General features: G+C 70.2%; 13 protein-coding genes and 1 pseudogene. 1 reads left to right on the top strand and 13 read right to left on the bottom strand.

Annotated features, from left to right (window positions below; translation table 11 throughout):
• Positions 1-6: 6 nt before the first annotated feature.
• From AB5I40_RS10350 to AB5I40_RS10405, 12 genes and pseudogenes are all read right to left on the bottom strand, one after another.
• Positions 7-783: an ABC transporter ATP-binding protein gene (locus AB5I40_RS10350; RefSeq protein ID WP_370938243.1), complete on the bottom strand. Its 777-nt coding sequence runs from the start codon at positions 781-783 to the stop codon at positions 7-9.
• Positions 780-1,802: a FecCD family ABC transporter permease gene (locus AB5I40_RS10355; protein ID WP_370938244.1), complete on the bottom strand. Its 1,023-nt coding sequence runs from the start codon at positions 1,800-1,802 to the stop codon at positions 780-782. Before AB5I40_RS10355 ends, AB5I40_RS10350 begins: the two co-directional genes overlap by 4 nt.
• Positions 1,799-2,782, bottom strand: a complete 984-nt coding sequence (locus AB5I40_RS10360; RefSeq protein ID WP_370938245.1) for a FecCD family ABC transporter permease — start codon at positions 2,780-2,782, stop codon at positions 1,799-1,801. The genes AB5I40_RS10355 and AB5I40_RS10360 overlap by 4 nt, the downstream gene beginning before the upstream one ends.
• On the bottom strand, positions 2,779-3,777 hold the full coding sequence (locus AB5I40_RS10365) for an ABC transporter substrate-binding protein (protein ID WP_344279583.1): 999 nt from the start codon (positions 3,775-3,777) through the stop codon (positions 2,779-2,781). The genes AB5I40_RS10360 and AB5I40_RS10365 overlap by 4 nt, the downstream gene beginning before the upstream one ends.
• Positions 3,778-3,803: 26 nt before the next feature.
• Positions 3,804-4,658: a siderophore-interacting protein gene (locus AB5I40_RS10370; RefSeq protein ID WP_370938246.1), complete on the bottom strand. Its 855-nt coding sequence runs from the start codon at positions 4,656-4,658 to the stop codon at positions 3,804-3,806.
• Entirely contained in the window at positions 4,655-4,897 is a 243-nt protein-coding gene (locus AB5I40_RS10375; protein ID WP_370938247.1) for a phosphopantetheine-binding protein, read from the bottom strand. The genes AB5I40_RS10370 and AB5I40_RS10375 overlap by 4 nt, the downstream gene beginning before the upstream one ends.
• Positions 4,894-5,556, bottom strand: a complete 663-nt coding sequence (locus tag AB5I40_RS10380) for an isochorismatase family protein (protein ID WP_370938248.1) — start codon at positions 5,554-5,556, stop codon at positions 4,894-4,896. The genes AB5I40_RS10375 and AB5I40_RS10380 overlap by 4 nt, the downstream gene beginning before the upstream one ends.
• A gap of 3 nt (positions 5,557-5,559) precedes the next feature.
• Positions 5,560-7,155, bottom strand: coding sequence for a (2,3-dihydroxybenzoyl)adenylate synthase (locus tag AB5I40_RS10385; protein ID WP_370938249.1), 1,596 nt, complete (start codon positions 7,153-7,155; stop codon positions 5,560-5,562).
• On the bottom strand, positions 7,152-8,645 hold the full coding sequence (locus AB5I40_RS10390) for an isochorismate synthase (protein WP_370938250.1): 1,494 nt from the start codon (positions 8,643-8,645) through the stop codon (positions 7,152-7,154). Before AB5I40_RS10390 ends, AB5I40_RS10385 begins: the two co-directional genes overlap by 4 nt.
• A gap of 153 nt (positions 8,646-8,798) precedes the next feature.
• Complete coding sequence (locus tag AB5I40_RS10395) at positions 8,799-9,506, bottom strand: 2,3-dihydro-2,3-dihydroxybenzoate dehydrogenase (RefSeq protein WP_370940490.1); 708 nt, start codon at positions 9,504-9,506, stop codon at positions 8,799-8,801.
• A gap of 102 nt (positions 9,507-9,608) precedes the next feature.
• A pseudogene (locus AB5I40_RS10400) lies at positions 9,609-9,806 on the bottom strand (SDR family NAD(P)-dependent oxidoreductase); the annotation flags it as partial.
• Positions 9,807-9,883: 77 nt separating this feature from the next.
• Positions 9,884-12,121: a heavy metal translocating P-type ATPase gene (locus AB5I40_RS10405; protein WP_370938252.1), complete on the bottom strand. Its 2,238-nt coding sequence runs from the start codon at positions 12,119-12,121 to the stop codon at positions 9,884-9,886.
• Between the two features lie 189 nt (positions 12,122-12,310).
• Here AB5I40_RS10405 and AB5I40_RS10410 point away from each other — a divergent pair, with 189 nt between their 5' ends.
• Positions 12,311-12,544, top strand: a complete 234-nt coding sequence (locus AB5I40_RS10410) for a hypothetical protein (protein WP_370938253.1) — start codon at positions 12,311-12,313, stop codon at positions 12,542-12,544.
• Positions 12,545-12,693: 149 nt separating this feature from the next.
• Here AB5I40_RS10410 and AB5I40_RS10415 read toward each other — a convergent pair whose 3' ends face one another.
• Positions 12,694-14,634 carry a cytochrome c oxidase assembly protein gene (locus tag AB5I40_RS10415; protein WP_370938254.1) on the bottom strand — a complete coding sequence of 647 codons (1,941 nt, stop codon included), beginning with the start codon at positions 14,632-14,634 and terminating at the stop codon, positions 12,694-12,696.
• Between the last annotated feature and the right edge of the window lie 86 nt (positions 14,635-14,720).

Consider the following 14,720-nt stretch of genomic DNA (forward strand, 5'->3'; position numbering starts at 1 on the left):
CTGGGGTCAGAGCGACGGCACGACCATCGGCGTCCCGGTGACCGGATCGGGCACCACGACGCTCGGCAGGTCGAAGACTTCCTTGATCAGCGCGGCGTCCACGACGTCGCCGGGCGCGCCTTCGGCGACGACCCGGCCGTCGCGCATGGCGACCACGTGGTCGGCGTAGCGGCAGGCCTGGTTGATGTCGTGCAGCACCGCGATCACCGTGCGGCCCTCGTCGCGCAGCCGCTTCAGCAGCTCCAGCACCTGGTACTGGTGCGCGATGTCGAGGAACGACGTCGGCTCGTCGAGCAGCAGGTACGGCGTGCGCTGTGCGAGCACGACCGCGATCCACACCCGCTGCCGCTGCCCGCCGGACAGTTCCTGCACCGGACGGTCGGACAGCCCGGCGACCCCGGCCGCGGTCATCGCGCCGACCACCGCCGTCTCGTCCTCCTCCGACCACGACGACAGCAGCGACTGGTGCGGGAACCGGCCGCGCGCGACCAGCTGCCGGACGCGGACGTCCTCCGGCGCGGACGGATCCTGCGGCAGGAAGCCGAGTTGGCGTGCCAGCGCCTTGGCCGGATACGCCCCGACCTCGCGGCCGTCGAAGGTCACGCCGCCGTCGGACGGACGCAGCAGCCGGACGAACGCGCGCAGCAATGTCGATTTACCGCACGCGTTCGGGCCGACCACCGCGGTGAACGCGCGGTCGGGCACGTCGAGCTGCAACCGCGTCGAGACGACGCGGTCGCCGTAGCGCAGGGTGAGATCCCGCGCGGTCAAGCGGGCGGTCACTTCCGCCGCACCTCCTTGGTGAGCAGCCAGATCAGGTAGCAGCCGCCGATCGCCGTGCTGACCACGCCGACCGGCAGCGACACCGGGGCGAGCAGCATCTGCGCGGCTAGGTCGGCTCCGGCGAGCAGCACCGCGCCGGTCAGCGCGGCGGGCAGCAGCGGTATGCCGGGCGCACGGGCGAGCCTCCGGCCGATCTGCGGAGCGGCTAGCGCGACGAACGCGATCGGCCCGGCCACCGCGGTGACCGTCGCCGTGCAAGCGACGCCGATCACGACCAGTTGCAGCCGCAGGGATTCGTGGCGGACACCGGTCGTCACCGCGAGTTCCGTGCCGAGCGCCGCCTGGTGCAGCGCGGGCGCCCGGGTCAGCAACACCGCGAACAGCACGGCCAGCACCCCGAACGGCACAGCGACGTCGCTCCAGCCGATGCCGTTGAGCGAACCGGCGCTCCAGCCGACCGCCGCGATCGCGACTTCCAAGTCGGCGCGCAGCACGATCCACGAGTTCAACGCGGTCAGCATCGCGTTGATCGCGATCCCGATGACGATCAGCCGCAACCCGGACCGGCTGCCGCCCATCGACAGCAGATAGACCGCGGCCGCGGTGACCAGCCCGCCGAGCACCGACGCGAACGTCAGCTGCGCCGGAGAACCGGACAGCACCGTCATCGCGATCAGTGCGCCGGTGTAGGCCCCGGAATCGAGGCCGATCACGTCCGGGCTGCCGAGCGGATTCCTGGTGACGTTCTGGAAAATGGCCCCGGCCAGCCCGAGCGCGGCCCCGAACACGAGCCCGGCCGCCACGCGCGGCAGCCGCCATTCGCGGATCACCACGCCCGGTCCGCCGCCGGACCCGCCGAGCGCGGCGAACACCCGCGCCGGACTCGCCCAAGCCGCACCGTAACAAAGCCCCAGCAACGCGAGCCCGGCGAGAACGACGCCGAGCACGGCGACGAGGAGGACGGTACGACGCTCGACCCGCAGCGAAACCCGCCCCCGGCGGAACACGAACGCGGTCACAGCGTGGCCGTCCCGTACTTGCGGACCGCCCAGATCAGCACCGGACCGCCGACGAACGCCGTCACGATCGCGACCGGCACCTCGCCGGTCGGCAGCAGCACGCGCGAGCCGATGTCCGACACCAGCAGCAGAATCGGGCCCAGCACCACCGCGAACGCGGTCAGCCACGGCACCGAAGCGCCCGCCGCGCGCCGCGCGAGATGCGGCACGATCAGGCCGACGAACAGAATCGGCCCGGCCACCGCGGTCGCCGCTCCGGCCAGCAAAGTGATCAGCAGCAGCGTCACCGCGCGGATTCGGGCCACGCGCGCGCCGAGAGTGTGCGCGACAGTGTCGCCCAGCGCGAGTGCGTTCAGCTGGCGGCTCAGCAGAAACGCGGCGACCACGCTCACCGCGATCACGATCAGCGGCACCGTCAGCGGAGCCTGTTCCCGGCCGGCCAGCGAACCGACCGCCCAGAACCGGTACCGGTCGAAAGTGTCGGGCAGCAACAGCCTTAAGCCGAGCGAAACGCCGCTGAGCACGAAGGTCAGCGCAGTTCCGGTGAGCACCATCCGCAACGGCGACCGCCGGCCGACCGCGTACACCAGCAGCGTTGCCAGCACCGCGCCGAGCACCGCGAATAGCAGCTCCCCCGACTCGGAAACGGCGATGCCGAGCGCGGAACCGATCGTGATGGCGAACCCGGCCCCGGCGGTCACGCCGAGCACACCGGGTTCGGCCAACGGGTTGCGCGACAACACCTGGACGAGCACCCCAGCCACCGCCAGCGCCGCGCCGACGCCGAGCGCCAGCAGCGCCCGCGGCGCACGGACGTCCCGCACCACCGCTTGATCGGCCGGATCACCGTGGCCGAAGATGGCCTTGAGCACCTCCGCCGGCGCGATGCCGTGCGCCCCGACGCCCACGCTGACCACGGCCACCGCCGCCAGCAGGACGACGGCGGCGGCCAGCAGCGCGGTCCGGCTGCGCGCGGTCACTTCTTCAGCAGCGGCGCGAACGCCTGGTCCACCGCGTCCAGCGTCTTCATCGCCGCCCGGTAGGTGGCCGCTTCGGTGTAGCGGAAGGCGAACGTCTTGCCCGCCTTCACCGCCGGAAGTTCCTTCCACAACGGCGAATCGAGCACGTACTTCACCGCGGGCGGCACCGAGCCGTCCGGCTTCACCGAGTAGGTGATCGCGTCCGCCTGCGCGAACGCCGTGGGCAGTTCCTCGATCGACGGGTACTCGCTGACGTCCTTCGAGCCCCCGCCCTTGACCTTCACCTGGCCGTAGTAGTTCGCGCCGAGGTCCTGCGCGATGTTGGTGCCCCAGGAATCCTTGAACTCGCGCTGGAAGTTGCCCTTCGCGACCTCGCCGTACGCGCCGACGTGGCCCAGTTTCAGCTGCGGCAGCACGGCTTTGTACTTGTCCGCGAGCTGCTTCGCCTTCGCCTCGTACTCCTGGCGCGCGGCGTCGAACCCGGCCAGCGCGCCCGCCGCGTCGGACTGCTTGCGCGAAAGCTCCCGCCACGCCGACGGCACCGACGGCCCGATCGCCACGACCGGCGCGATCTCCTGCAGCCGCTTGACGTCGATGTCCGCGAGCACCGGCTTCGGCACGCCGATCACGATCAGGTCCGGATCCGCCTGCGCGATCGCCTCGTAGTTCGTCTCGGCGGCCTGTTCGCCCGCGACCTTCGGCAGCTCGTCGTACTTCTTGCGGTCCTCGGTCGTCATCATCGGCAGGCCGCGCTTCCACGTCGAAATCCCGACAAGCGGAGCCTTCGCCTCGAGCAGCGCGGGGACGGCGTAGCCGGTCGCGATCACGCGCTTCGGCTTGACCGGGATCTTGATCTCGCCGTTGTCGGCGGCGAACGCACGGGTCGGGGCGTCGCTCCCGCCGCTTTGTGCGTCACCGGAGCCGCAGCCGGCTACGACGGTGAGGGCGACCGCGAGGGCAGCGGCGGCGAGACGGGTCTTTCTGGTGACGGTCATGCGAAGGTCCTTGCTGTTCTGGTGGATCAGTGGTCGTGCTCGTCGTCGAAGTCCGCGACGCCGCGTTTCCAGTAGCCGGTCACGTCGTAGTCCTCGCGGGCGAGCCCGAGGTCGTCACGCAGCCAACGGCGCAACGGCTTGATCGCGCCCGCCTCTCCGGCGATCCACGCGTAAAGCCGTTCGCCTTCTGGCACTTTGACTTCGCGCACGGCGTCGGCGAGAAGCTCGACGCTGCCCGGCGCGGCTGCTCCGCGGTGCAGCCAATGGACTTCGACGCCTTCCGGAGCGTCGAGGTCGATCTCCTCGCTCGCGTCGGCGACCTCGGCGAACGCCCAGCCCACCGCGGTCCGCGGCAGTTCCTCCAGCCAGCGCGCGAGCGCGGGCAACGCCGTGATGTCGCCGGCGAGCAAGTAGCGGTCGTAGTTGTGCGGCACGATCAGCCCGCCCGGCGGACCGGCGACGTGCACGGCTTCGCCCGGCTGAACCGCGCGCGCCCAATCCGAGCCGAGACCGCCGTCGTGCAGGGCGACGTCGAGGTCCAGTTCGCCGGACGCCGGGTCGTAGCGGCGGACGGTGTACTCGCGCGAAACCGGCGACGGCTTCGGCCAGCGGAGCAGGTCACCGTTCGCCTCGGGCAGCCGGAGCTGGCCGTCGGCGTCCGGGAAGAGGATCTTCACGTGCTCGTCCGGCGAATGCGCCTCGAACCCCGCCGTGCCCGGCCCGCCGAGGGTGACGCGCAGCAGCCCGGCGCCGACCGCGCTGGTCCGCACGACCTCCGCGCGTCGGATCCTGATGGGGTACGGCACTTTCTCGGCCTGACGGCCCGCGCGGACCTCCGCGATCCGGGCGGTGTGGCGGTGCCGGTGCTCGTCCCGGCTCACTGCGCGCCGCCGGTGAGCAGCTTCGTCCAATGCCCGAGGCGCGGGTCTTCGGCGAGGTCGGCGAATTCCAGCTGCGCCGCGCCCGCGCCGCGCCACTTCTCGACCAGGCTCATGATCCGCATCGAGTCGAGGCCGAGGTCGGCGAGGTCGGTGTCCGGGGTCAGCTCGTCGAGGCCGCAGCCGAGCAGTTCGGCGACGTCCGCGTTGACCTGGTCGGCCGTCAGTCCGGGGTTGCTCATCGAGGTGCTCCTGCGGGAATCGGCGCCGAGAGCGCGGCGAGCGCGTCGGCGGTGGTGGTGACGACGCCGCAGCGTTGCGCGACGTACTCGCACGCCTGGTCGTGCCGGGAGCGGTCGAAGTCCGCGACCGCGTCGCTGATCAGGAACGGCCGGACGTCGCGCATGAACGCCTCGACCGCCGTGGTCTGGCAGCCGATGTGCGCGTAGACGCCGGTGATCAGCAGCTGGTCGCGGTCGCCGAGCTGCTCGCGGAAAGTGCTGCGCTGGAAGGCGCTGTAGCGCCATTTGTCCAGCACGATGTCGCCCGGCCGCGGAGCCAGCTCGTCGACGATGTCCGCGGCGCGCGGGTCGTCGTCGATCACCGCGCCGATGCCGTCGCCCCAGAATTCGGTGAGCAGCCCGCGATCGGCGGCCGGCTGCTTGCCCGGCTGCGCGGTGTAGAACACCGGAACGCCGTAACTGCGCGCCTTCTCGGCGAGCTCCGCGATGTTCGCGACCATCTCCGGAATCGGCGAGCCCTCATACGGGGCAAGGAAATACCGCTGGACGTCGTGCACGAGCAGGGCCGACCGCGACGGGTCGGGCCGCCAGTCGACCCGTCCCGCGGGCAGGTCCGCCGCCGTCGGCAGCGGGTACGCCCGGATCTTCGGCAGGGACACGCCTCACCTCTCCTTCGCCAGGGCGGCCAGCGCCGCCCGCAGTTCGCGTTTGCTGGTCTTGCCCACGCCGGTGACCGGGAACTCCCCGACCACCTCCACCAGATCCGGCACCTTGAACGCGGCGATCCCGCGCCCGCGCACGAACCGGCGCAGTTCCGCCGCGCTCGGCTGTTCGCCGTCCACCGGAACGACATACGCGCAGGTCCGCTCGCCGAGGTACTCGTCGGGCACCGCGACGACGGCCGCGTCGAGCACGCCCGGATGCGCCATCAGATGGTTCTCGACCTCTTCCGCCGCGACCTTCTCGCCGCCGCGGTTGATCTGCTCCTTCGCCCGCCCGACGACCTCGAGATGCCCGGATTCCCGTTGCCGCACCAAATCTCCAGTGCGGTAAAACCCGTCCTCGGTGAACGCAGTCTTGTTGTGCTCGGCCGCGTTGTAGTAGCCACGAATCGTGTACGGCCCGCGCGTGAGCAGCGCGCCGATTTCGCCGGGCTCGACTACATGGTCCGATTTCGCCAGCGGATCGTCCGGATTCACGACGCGCACCTCGTCGTCTGGCGAAATCGGCCGCCCTTGGGTGCTCAAGACGAGGTCTTCTGGATCGTCCAGCCGGGTGTAGCAGACCAGCCCCTCGGCCATGCCGAACACCTGCTGCAACTGGCATCCCAGCGCCGGACCGATGCGTTCGGCGAGTTCCCGGCCGCATTTCGCGCCGCCGACGAGCAGAACGTCCAAAGAGGACAGGTCTCGTTGGGTCCGCGCCGCCGCCTGCACCCAAGCCGCCGCCAACGGCGGAACCACCCCGCTGATCGTGACCCCTTCGGCCTCGATCAACCGAAACGCGGTGTCGGCGTCCGGCCGCGGCGCCATCACCGTGGCCGCGCCCGCGTGCAACGCACCGAGCAGCCCCGGCGAGCTGAGCGGGAAGTTATGCGCGACGGGCAGGGCCGCGAGATACACGCTTTCCTTTTTGAGCCCGCAGATCCGCGCACTTTCCCTGACGCTGTAGAGATAATCGTCGTGAGTACGCGGAATCAGCTTCGGCAACCCGGTACTTCCGCCGGACAGCTGCAGAAACGCCATCCCGTCAGGATCCGGCTCCGGCAACTCCCGCGGCGCGGTCGCCGCCAGCTCCGCGAACTCCGATTCCCCTACTACTAGGGATTTCCGCTTGGCAACCTCCCGCGCCATCTTCGCGTGATCGTGCCCAGCGTGCTCTTTTACGGTGATAATCGCCTGTGCTTCGCTCTGCTCCACGAAGTGCCGCAACTCGCTGTCCCGATGCGCGGGCAACGCGAACACCGGCACCGCACCCGCCCGCCACAGTCCAAAAACGACAGACACGAACTCCGGAATATTCGGCAACTGCACGACCACCCGGTCGCCCTGCTTGATCCCGTTCGCGACAAACCCAGCCGCAAGCCGATGCGCCCGCTCGTCCAACTCGGCGAACGTCCACCGCTGCTCCTCGCCGACCACCGCCGTCCGGCTCGCATACGCGTCCTTGAGCGACGTCAGCAACGCCCCGAACGTCTGCCCCCGCCAATACCCGCTGGCCCGATACCTGGCCGCGGTTTCTTCCGGCCACAGGTTCACGCGACCCCCTCCGCACCCAGCGCGCGCAGCAGCGTCCCGAACTTCGCACTGGTCTCGGCCAGTTCCGCCGCCGGATCAGACCCAGCGACGACGCCCGCCCCCGCGAACAGCCGCGCCGTCTTGTCGGACACCTCCGCACACCGGATCGTGACGACCCATTCGCCGTCCCCCGCGAGGTCGGTCCAGCCGACCAGCCCCGCGTAATACCCGCGATCCTCGGGTTCCAGCCGTGCGATCGTGTCCCGCGCCAGCTCGACCGGCACGCCGCACACCGCGGGCGTCGGATGCAAAGCTTCAGCCAACTCCAACGACGACGGCCCACCCGGCCCCACTCGCCCCGTGATCCGGGTGGAGAGATGCCACATCGTAGGCGTGCCCATCACTTCCGGCTCTTCCGGAACTTCCAGCTCGGTGCAGTACCGCCCCAGCACCTCCGCGACCTGCGCCGCGACGAGAGCGTGTTCATTGAGGTCCTTTTCGGACACTCTCAACTCGGCAATCGCCTGCGCGTCCTGGACCGGATCCCCGGTCCGCCGCCGCGAGCCAGCAAGCGGATTCGCGGTCACGACGTCCCCCTTGCGAGACACCAGCAACTCCGGACTGGCCCCGACGAGCGTCCGCGGCGCCGCATCCCCCGGTGCGCTGACGTCAACGGCAAAGGCGTGCGCTCCCGGGTCCGCCACGACGAGATTGCGGAGCAGTTGCTGGACGGAAAGGCCCTGCTGCCCAACGAGATCCAACGCGCGGGCGAGGACGACCTTCTCGAGTTCCCCGTCGGCGATAAGGCCGACCGCCCGGCGGACGCTTTCGGCGTAGACCTCGGGGGCCGGTTGAGGGACTACGGTCCAGGAGGTTTGAGCCGAGAACCCGCTCGGCACCCTGCGATCGCCCGCAGCAGGGACCTCTTCGGCCAGCTTCTCGCGACCGCTCCCGCCTGAAATTTCGTCGGCCAACTCCCCGCGACCGCCCGCGCCCGAAACCTCGTCGACCGGCTCCGCGCAACCGCCCGCGTTTGAAACCCCGCCAGCCAACTCCCCACGACCACCCACGCCCGAAACCTCGTCGGCCAGCTCCGCGCTACCGCCCAGACCCGAAACCCCGCCAGCCAACTTCCCGCGACCATTCGCGCCCGAAACCCCGCCAGCCAGGTCCGCGCGACCGCCCACGCCCGAATCCGAGCCCGCCACGTCGCCCGGCGCCTTGGCCCGGCGCACCACCGCAGGCACGATCAGGCTGCTCCCGGAATCCGGCCGAAACCCGATCGCCCCCACCACCACCGGATCGGCAACCCCCGCCAGCACAGCGGCTTCCAACGCCTCAGCAGCAGCCGCGGCCCGGTTGCCGGGTGTGCCGCGGACGCACGAGTGCACCCCGTCGGCGAGCAGCACCCCGCGGGCCGACGAGTAGTAGAACGATCCCGGCAGGTACGCGGCCAGGAGATCCGCCGCCCGGTGGACCGGCCGCGGACGGGCCGGAGCAGGTGAGGACACGAGGTGAATTCCCTTTCGCACACGCGCAGGCGGCCGAGCCGCCCCGTCTGTTCCTTGGACAAGGTCCAGACCTTGACTGTTCGGTTAGCCTAACCTAATGGACGCTACCGTATCCGGACGAAAAGGAAAAGCCGCCCGGCGGGTCAACCCGGGTCACGCGCGAAGCGTGGCCCCGCCGTCGACGTAGAGGTTCTGCATGGTGATGTGCCGCGCCCGGTCGGACGCGAGGAACAGCACCGCGTCCGCGATATCGGCCGGGTCGGCGATCCGCCCGAGCGGAATCCCGACGCGGAATTCCTCCAGATTCCCCGCGATCACGCGAGCTTCGCCGGAGTCGTCCGTCCACAGTAGACGTTGCATGTCGGTATCGGTCGACCCCGGCGAGACGATGTTGCACCGAATCCCCGACCCGGCGAGCTCCAGCCCGAGACAGCGAGTGAGCATGGTCGCAGCAGCCTTCGAAGCCGCATAAGCAGCCATCCCGGTCCGCGGGACACCAGCGGCGTTCGACCCCACAGTCACGAGCGTCCCGCTCCCCCGCGGCTGCATCCGCCGGGAGATCTCGCGCAGCACAGTGAAAACCCCAGTCGAGTTGACCGCGAAGGTCGCCGCCCAGTCCTCGTCGCTGGTCTCGCTGACCGTCCCAGGCCGCAACACCCCCGCGACCGACACCCCGATCCCGATCGGCCCCAACTCGCGCTCGACATCCGCCACCACCCGCGCGACCGCCGCCGGATCCCCAACATCCGCCACGAACGGCACCACCTGCCCGCGCCATCCGCGGACCGGCAGCTGGACACTGGCGTCCACCCGACCCCGCGCCGCATCGGCTGTTATCCGCCCAGGACCGTCCGCGAGCACCCCCGCAACCGATTCCGCCGGCGGTCGCGCACCATCCTCCGCGGCAGAACTTCCCGCGAGACGGCCAAGCGCCCTGGCCCCCGAAAGATCCCCGACGTCAGCCTGAGCCAGCCCCGCGCCGTAGTCCCGCGCGGCGACCTCCCGCACCCCCTCCTCGTCGATGTCGACCGCGGCCACCACGGCACCGGCCCGGGCGAGCGCCTCCACGACGGCCGCCCCGATTCCGCGCGCACCGCCGGTGACCAGCGCGACCCGCCCCTCGATCCCGGCTTCCGCGTCCCGCGTCACCGCGCACCTCACCCTCCGTCGCCGACTGATTAGGCAAACCTAACCTAATCGAGTGAGCGACGGCCAGGGTGATCCCGCCCACCCCCGGCTCAGCGGCCGGGCGCGAAATTCCGCAGCCGCAAGCTGTTGGCCACCACCAGCACCGACGACAGCGACATCGCGGCCCCCGCGATCAGCGGATTCAGCAGTCCGCACGCGGCAAGCGGCAACGCGGCCACGTTGTACCCGAACGCCCAGACGAGATTGCCCCGGATCGTGCGCAATGTCCGCTGAGCGAGACGGATCGCGTCCGGCAGCACCGACAGATCGTCGCGGACCAGGATGATGTCGGCCGAACGCAAAGCCAAATCGGTTCCTTCCGCGACGGCCAGCCCGAGATCAGCGGTCGCCAGCGCCGGAGCGTCGTTCACTCCGTCGCCGACCATCGCTACCCGATGTCCCTTGCGCTGCAACGCGGACACCGCCGCCGCCTTCTCGCTCGGCAAAACCCCGGCGAGCACCTCGGGAATCCCGACCTCCGCCGCGACCGCCTGCGCCGTCGCCTCGTTATCGCCGGTCAGCAGCACCGTCTTCAATCCCAGCCGATGCAACTGCGCGACCGCCGCCCGCGCCGACGGCTTCACCTCGTCCCGCACTACGAGCATGCCCGCGACCTCGCCGCCTTTCGCAACAAGCACGACCGTCGCCCCGCCAGCCTCCGCCGACGCCACTTCGGCCTCGACCTCCGGGCCAACCGAAACCCCTTCGCCGACCAGCAACCTGGGCCGCCCGACCACTACCGCCGTCCCGTCGACGACCCCGCGTGCGCCCAACCCCGGCAAGGCCTCGAACTCCGCAGCGGCCGGAAGTACATCCGGTCCACCGGCGACAATCGCTGCTGCGATCGGGTGTTCTGACGATGCTTCCACCGCGGCCGCGAGGCGAAGGACTTCCGTCGCCGAAAACGACCCGAACGCCCTGGTCTCGGCGAGAGTCATCCGCCCCTGGGTCACCGTGCCGGTCTTGTCCAGCACGACGGTGTCCACCGCACGACTCGCCTCGAGCGCGTCCGGGCCCTTCACCAGGATCCCGAGCTGCGCGCCTCTCCCGACGCCGACCATCAACGCTGTCGGCGTCGCAAGCCCCAACGCACACGGGCACGCGATGATCAGCACGGACACCGCCGCCCCGAACGCATCCCGCACCGGGTTCCCGCTGAGCAACCACCCTGCCAGGGTGAGCACGGCAAGCGCCGAAACCACGGGGACGAACACCGCGCACACCCGGTCGGCCAGCCGCTGCACCGCCGCCTTCCGCTCCTGCGCCCGCTCGGCCAGCGCGCTCATCTGCGCCAGCTGCGACCGCGCCCCGACCGCCTCCGCGCGCACCATCAGCCTGCCGTTCAGGTTGATGCTCCCGCCGATCACTCGGTTTCCCGGCCCGACTTCCGCCGGAACCGGTTCTCCCGTGATGGCACTTACGTCCACTGTGGACAGGCCGCTGCCGACGGTTCCGTCAGCGGCGATCTTCTCCCCCGGCCGCACCACGAACCGGTCGCCGACCGCCAGTTCGCCGATTCCGACCAGCACTTCGCCTTCCGCGCGCAGAATCCGCACGTCCTTGGCCGCCAGCGCGTCCAGCGCACCGAGCAGGTCCGCCGCGCCGCGCCGGGACCGCGCCTCGAAGTACCTGCCGGCGAGCAGGAACGTCGTCACGCCTGCCGCGACGTCGAGGTACACCGAATCCGCACCCGGCGCGGTCGCGCCGAACCCGACCCAGTAACCCGCCTCGGTGCCCGATCCGATCAGCACCGAGGCCGCCGACCACAGGTAGGACGCCAGCACGCCCAAGGAAACGAGAGTGTCCATACTGGACGATCGGTGCCGCAGATTGCGCAGCGCGGCCCGGTGGAACGGCGCCGCCGACCAGAAGACGACCGGCGTCGCGAGCAGCAGGCACACCAGCTCCCACAACGGGAATCGCAACGACGGCACGAGCGCGAGCGTGATCGACAGGTTTCCCAGCGGGACAGCCAGGACCGCGGCCACGATCAGCCGACGGCGCAGATCGCGCACTCGCGCGTCGCGGTTTTCCGGGGTCGTTTCGCCGCGGACAGTCGCAGTGTAGCCCGCCCGCTCGATCGTCGCGACCAGCGAGGCGGGGTCAAGGTCGGGCGGATAGTGGACGGTCGCGCGTTCGGTCGCGTAGTTCACCGTGGCGCGGACGCCGGCGAGCTTGCCGAGGGAACGCTCGACGCGCGCCGCGCAAGCGGCACAGGTCATCCCGCCGACGGCGAGATCGAGTTGACGGGTCGGGGTCGCCGCGGGGGCGGCGGTCTGCGTGGACATGGTTCTCCGAATTCCAGGACGGGCACGAAAGCGGTGGCAGTGCCGGCGCCGGGAAGGCGGACTGATTTCCATAGTACGCCTGGTTTTCCGTCGCCACTCCTTCGGGTGACTTGGGAACCTTTCGCCCCTCTCCGACGACTATCCAGATGGTGGCAGTGCCCGAACCGACCCGATCAGACAGGAGCGAAAATGTCCGAAACCTTTGCCGTAGCAGGAGATCTGCGGCACGTGACCACGTTCTGCGGCAACTGCGACTGCGGCTGCCCGGAGCTGTTCCTCGACGACGCCGCCCCGCCGGAGCGTCGCGTCGTCTTGACCGACGACTTCGGGCAGCGCGTGCAGATGAGCTTGGCACAGCTGAAAGTTCTCGTCGCGGACGTCAAGGACGGAGCCTTGGACAAGGTGGTGGCTGCGGTGGCTTAACAATGGAGTCGTTGCGGTGCAACGAGACTGTGACCATCCGACGCGCGATCTACGGGCAGGCGGATGCAGCGAGCAGCGGATCCGATGCCAGTCGAGCGAAGCTCAGGAGCGACCGAACCTGATTCGCTGAGGCAGGCATCGGACCGCGGCTACTGCCTTCTGGCCGCCAGGTTGGCGAGCATCGCGTTGTAGGCGGCGAAATCGTCGTCGTCGCCTTGGTCGAAGCGACGGTCCAGACGCGCGGCTTCGCGGTCGTCGTGGCGGCCCCACTGCACCAGCAGCGCCACGACGACCACGATCATCGGGATTTCCCCGGTGGCCCAGGCGATGCCGCCGCCAAGGCGTTGATCGGAGAGGAGGTCAGGCATCCACGGCAGGGACAGGTAGCGGTAGAACGTCTCGGCGATCACCGTCTGCTTGTTCATCAGGATCACGCCGAAGAACGCGTGGAACGGCATCACCGCGAACATCATGCCGAGCCGCGCGAGATGCGGCAACGAGCGCGGCGGGAGGTCGACGCCGATCACCAGCCAGAAGAAAACGTAGCCGGACACGAGGAAATGGAGGTTCATCAGCTGGTGCGCCCAGTGGTAGCGCATCGCCTCGCCGAACAGGCCCGAAAAGTACAGCGCGTAGTACGAGCCGACGAACACCACCGACGCCGCCAGCGGGTGCGCGACCAGGCGCGTGAACCGCGAGTGCAGCAGCGCCACCAGCCACTCGCGCGGACCGTCCGGTCCGTTGCCCGCCACCGGCAAGGCGCGCAACGCGAGGGTCACCGGGCCGCCGAGCACGAGCAGCACCGGGGCGAGCATGGCCAGCGTCATGTGGATGACCATGTGCAGGCTGAAGGTTCCGGACGAGTACTTGCCCAGGCCGGACGACGTCGCGATCAGCACCGTCGCCCAGCCGCAGGTCCACGCCCAGAACCGGCCGCGCGGCCAGTCGTCGCCGCGAGTGCGGAGACGGCGCGCCCCGACCGCGTAGGCCGCGATGGCGAGCACTGCCACGACACCGAGCAGCAAGTCCGGACGCCAATCCAGGAAGAGCCTGGCGAACGTCGGAGGGTCGGGCAGGTCGTAGCCGAGCACGGTCTCGCCGACGGTCGCCGGATCGTCCACGAACGCTGGTGGCACCAGATGTGCCAGCCCAGCCGAGACGCCCATAGCCCCAGCCAGCACCACGACCTCAGCAACGAGAGCCGCTTTCCCGCCGCCCCAACGACGGCGCGTGCCGGCGATCAGCACCGCCAACACCACCGTGACAACGATCTTCACCCCGAGGAGAAAACCATAGCCAGTAAGTAATCCAGCCGGACGGGCAAGTGCGAGGCCGTCGACTATTCCGGACGCGGCGAGTACGACGAGACAACAGGTCGCCAACCGCCGATACCGGCGCAGCGCGACCTCTCGTGCCGAGCCCGAACGCCGGACGTGGAGCAGCAGCGCGACGAGGGAGCCAGTCCACAGGGCTGCCGCGATCACGTGCCACACCAAGGCATTCGTGGCCAGGTCGTGCCACCCGCCGATGGAAACGTGCCCGGCGATGGCGCGCGGCAGCAGTCCGACGATGGCGAGCCCCAGCCACCACACCGTGGTGCGCCAGGTCAACGTGCGCCAAACGCCGATCGCTACGGTCGCCGCCACTGCCAGGACGCAGAGCCAGGCTTTGGGTTCCTCCATGGCGTCGACGAGGACGGCGAGGTTCGCCAGGTGCAACGCCTCGGAAACCGGGCGCCCGGACGCGTCAGCGGCGTCGAACGGCACCAGCACCGCGGCCGCGAGCGCCCAGACGACCGCGGCGCCCGCAGCGGTGCGGGTCGCTGCGTAGCCGTCCGGGGAGAGCCGTCCCGATTCGCCGGGAGGGCTCAGAAACGCCGCGAACGCCAGCCCGCCGACGCAGACCACCCCGGCCGCGTCGGCGATCAACCGGAGCAAGGAGGTGCCCAAGGACGTCAACGGGCCGGGAGCCGGGTTGCCGAGAGCGGCATAGACATCGCCCGCCGCGGCGACCACCGCCACGACGGCCACGGCGGCAAACCCCGCTGCGGCAAGCAAACCCCGCCGGTGCGGGGCCGGAATAGTGCGCACAACAGAATGGTCGGGCGGAGGCGCCCGCGAGTTCCCGCGATCTGGATCACGGCCGGATCCCATGGCGGGGCCTAGCGGGCTGCCGA

The sequence above is a fragment of the Amycolatopsis sp. cg13 genome (genome assembly GCF_041346965.1).
Taxonomy (GTDB): Bacteria; Actinomycetota; Actinomycetes; order Mycobacteriales; family Pseudonocardiaceae; genus Amycolatopsis.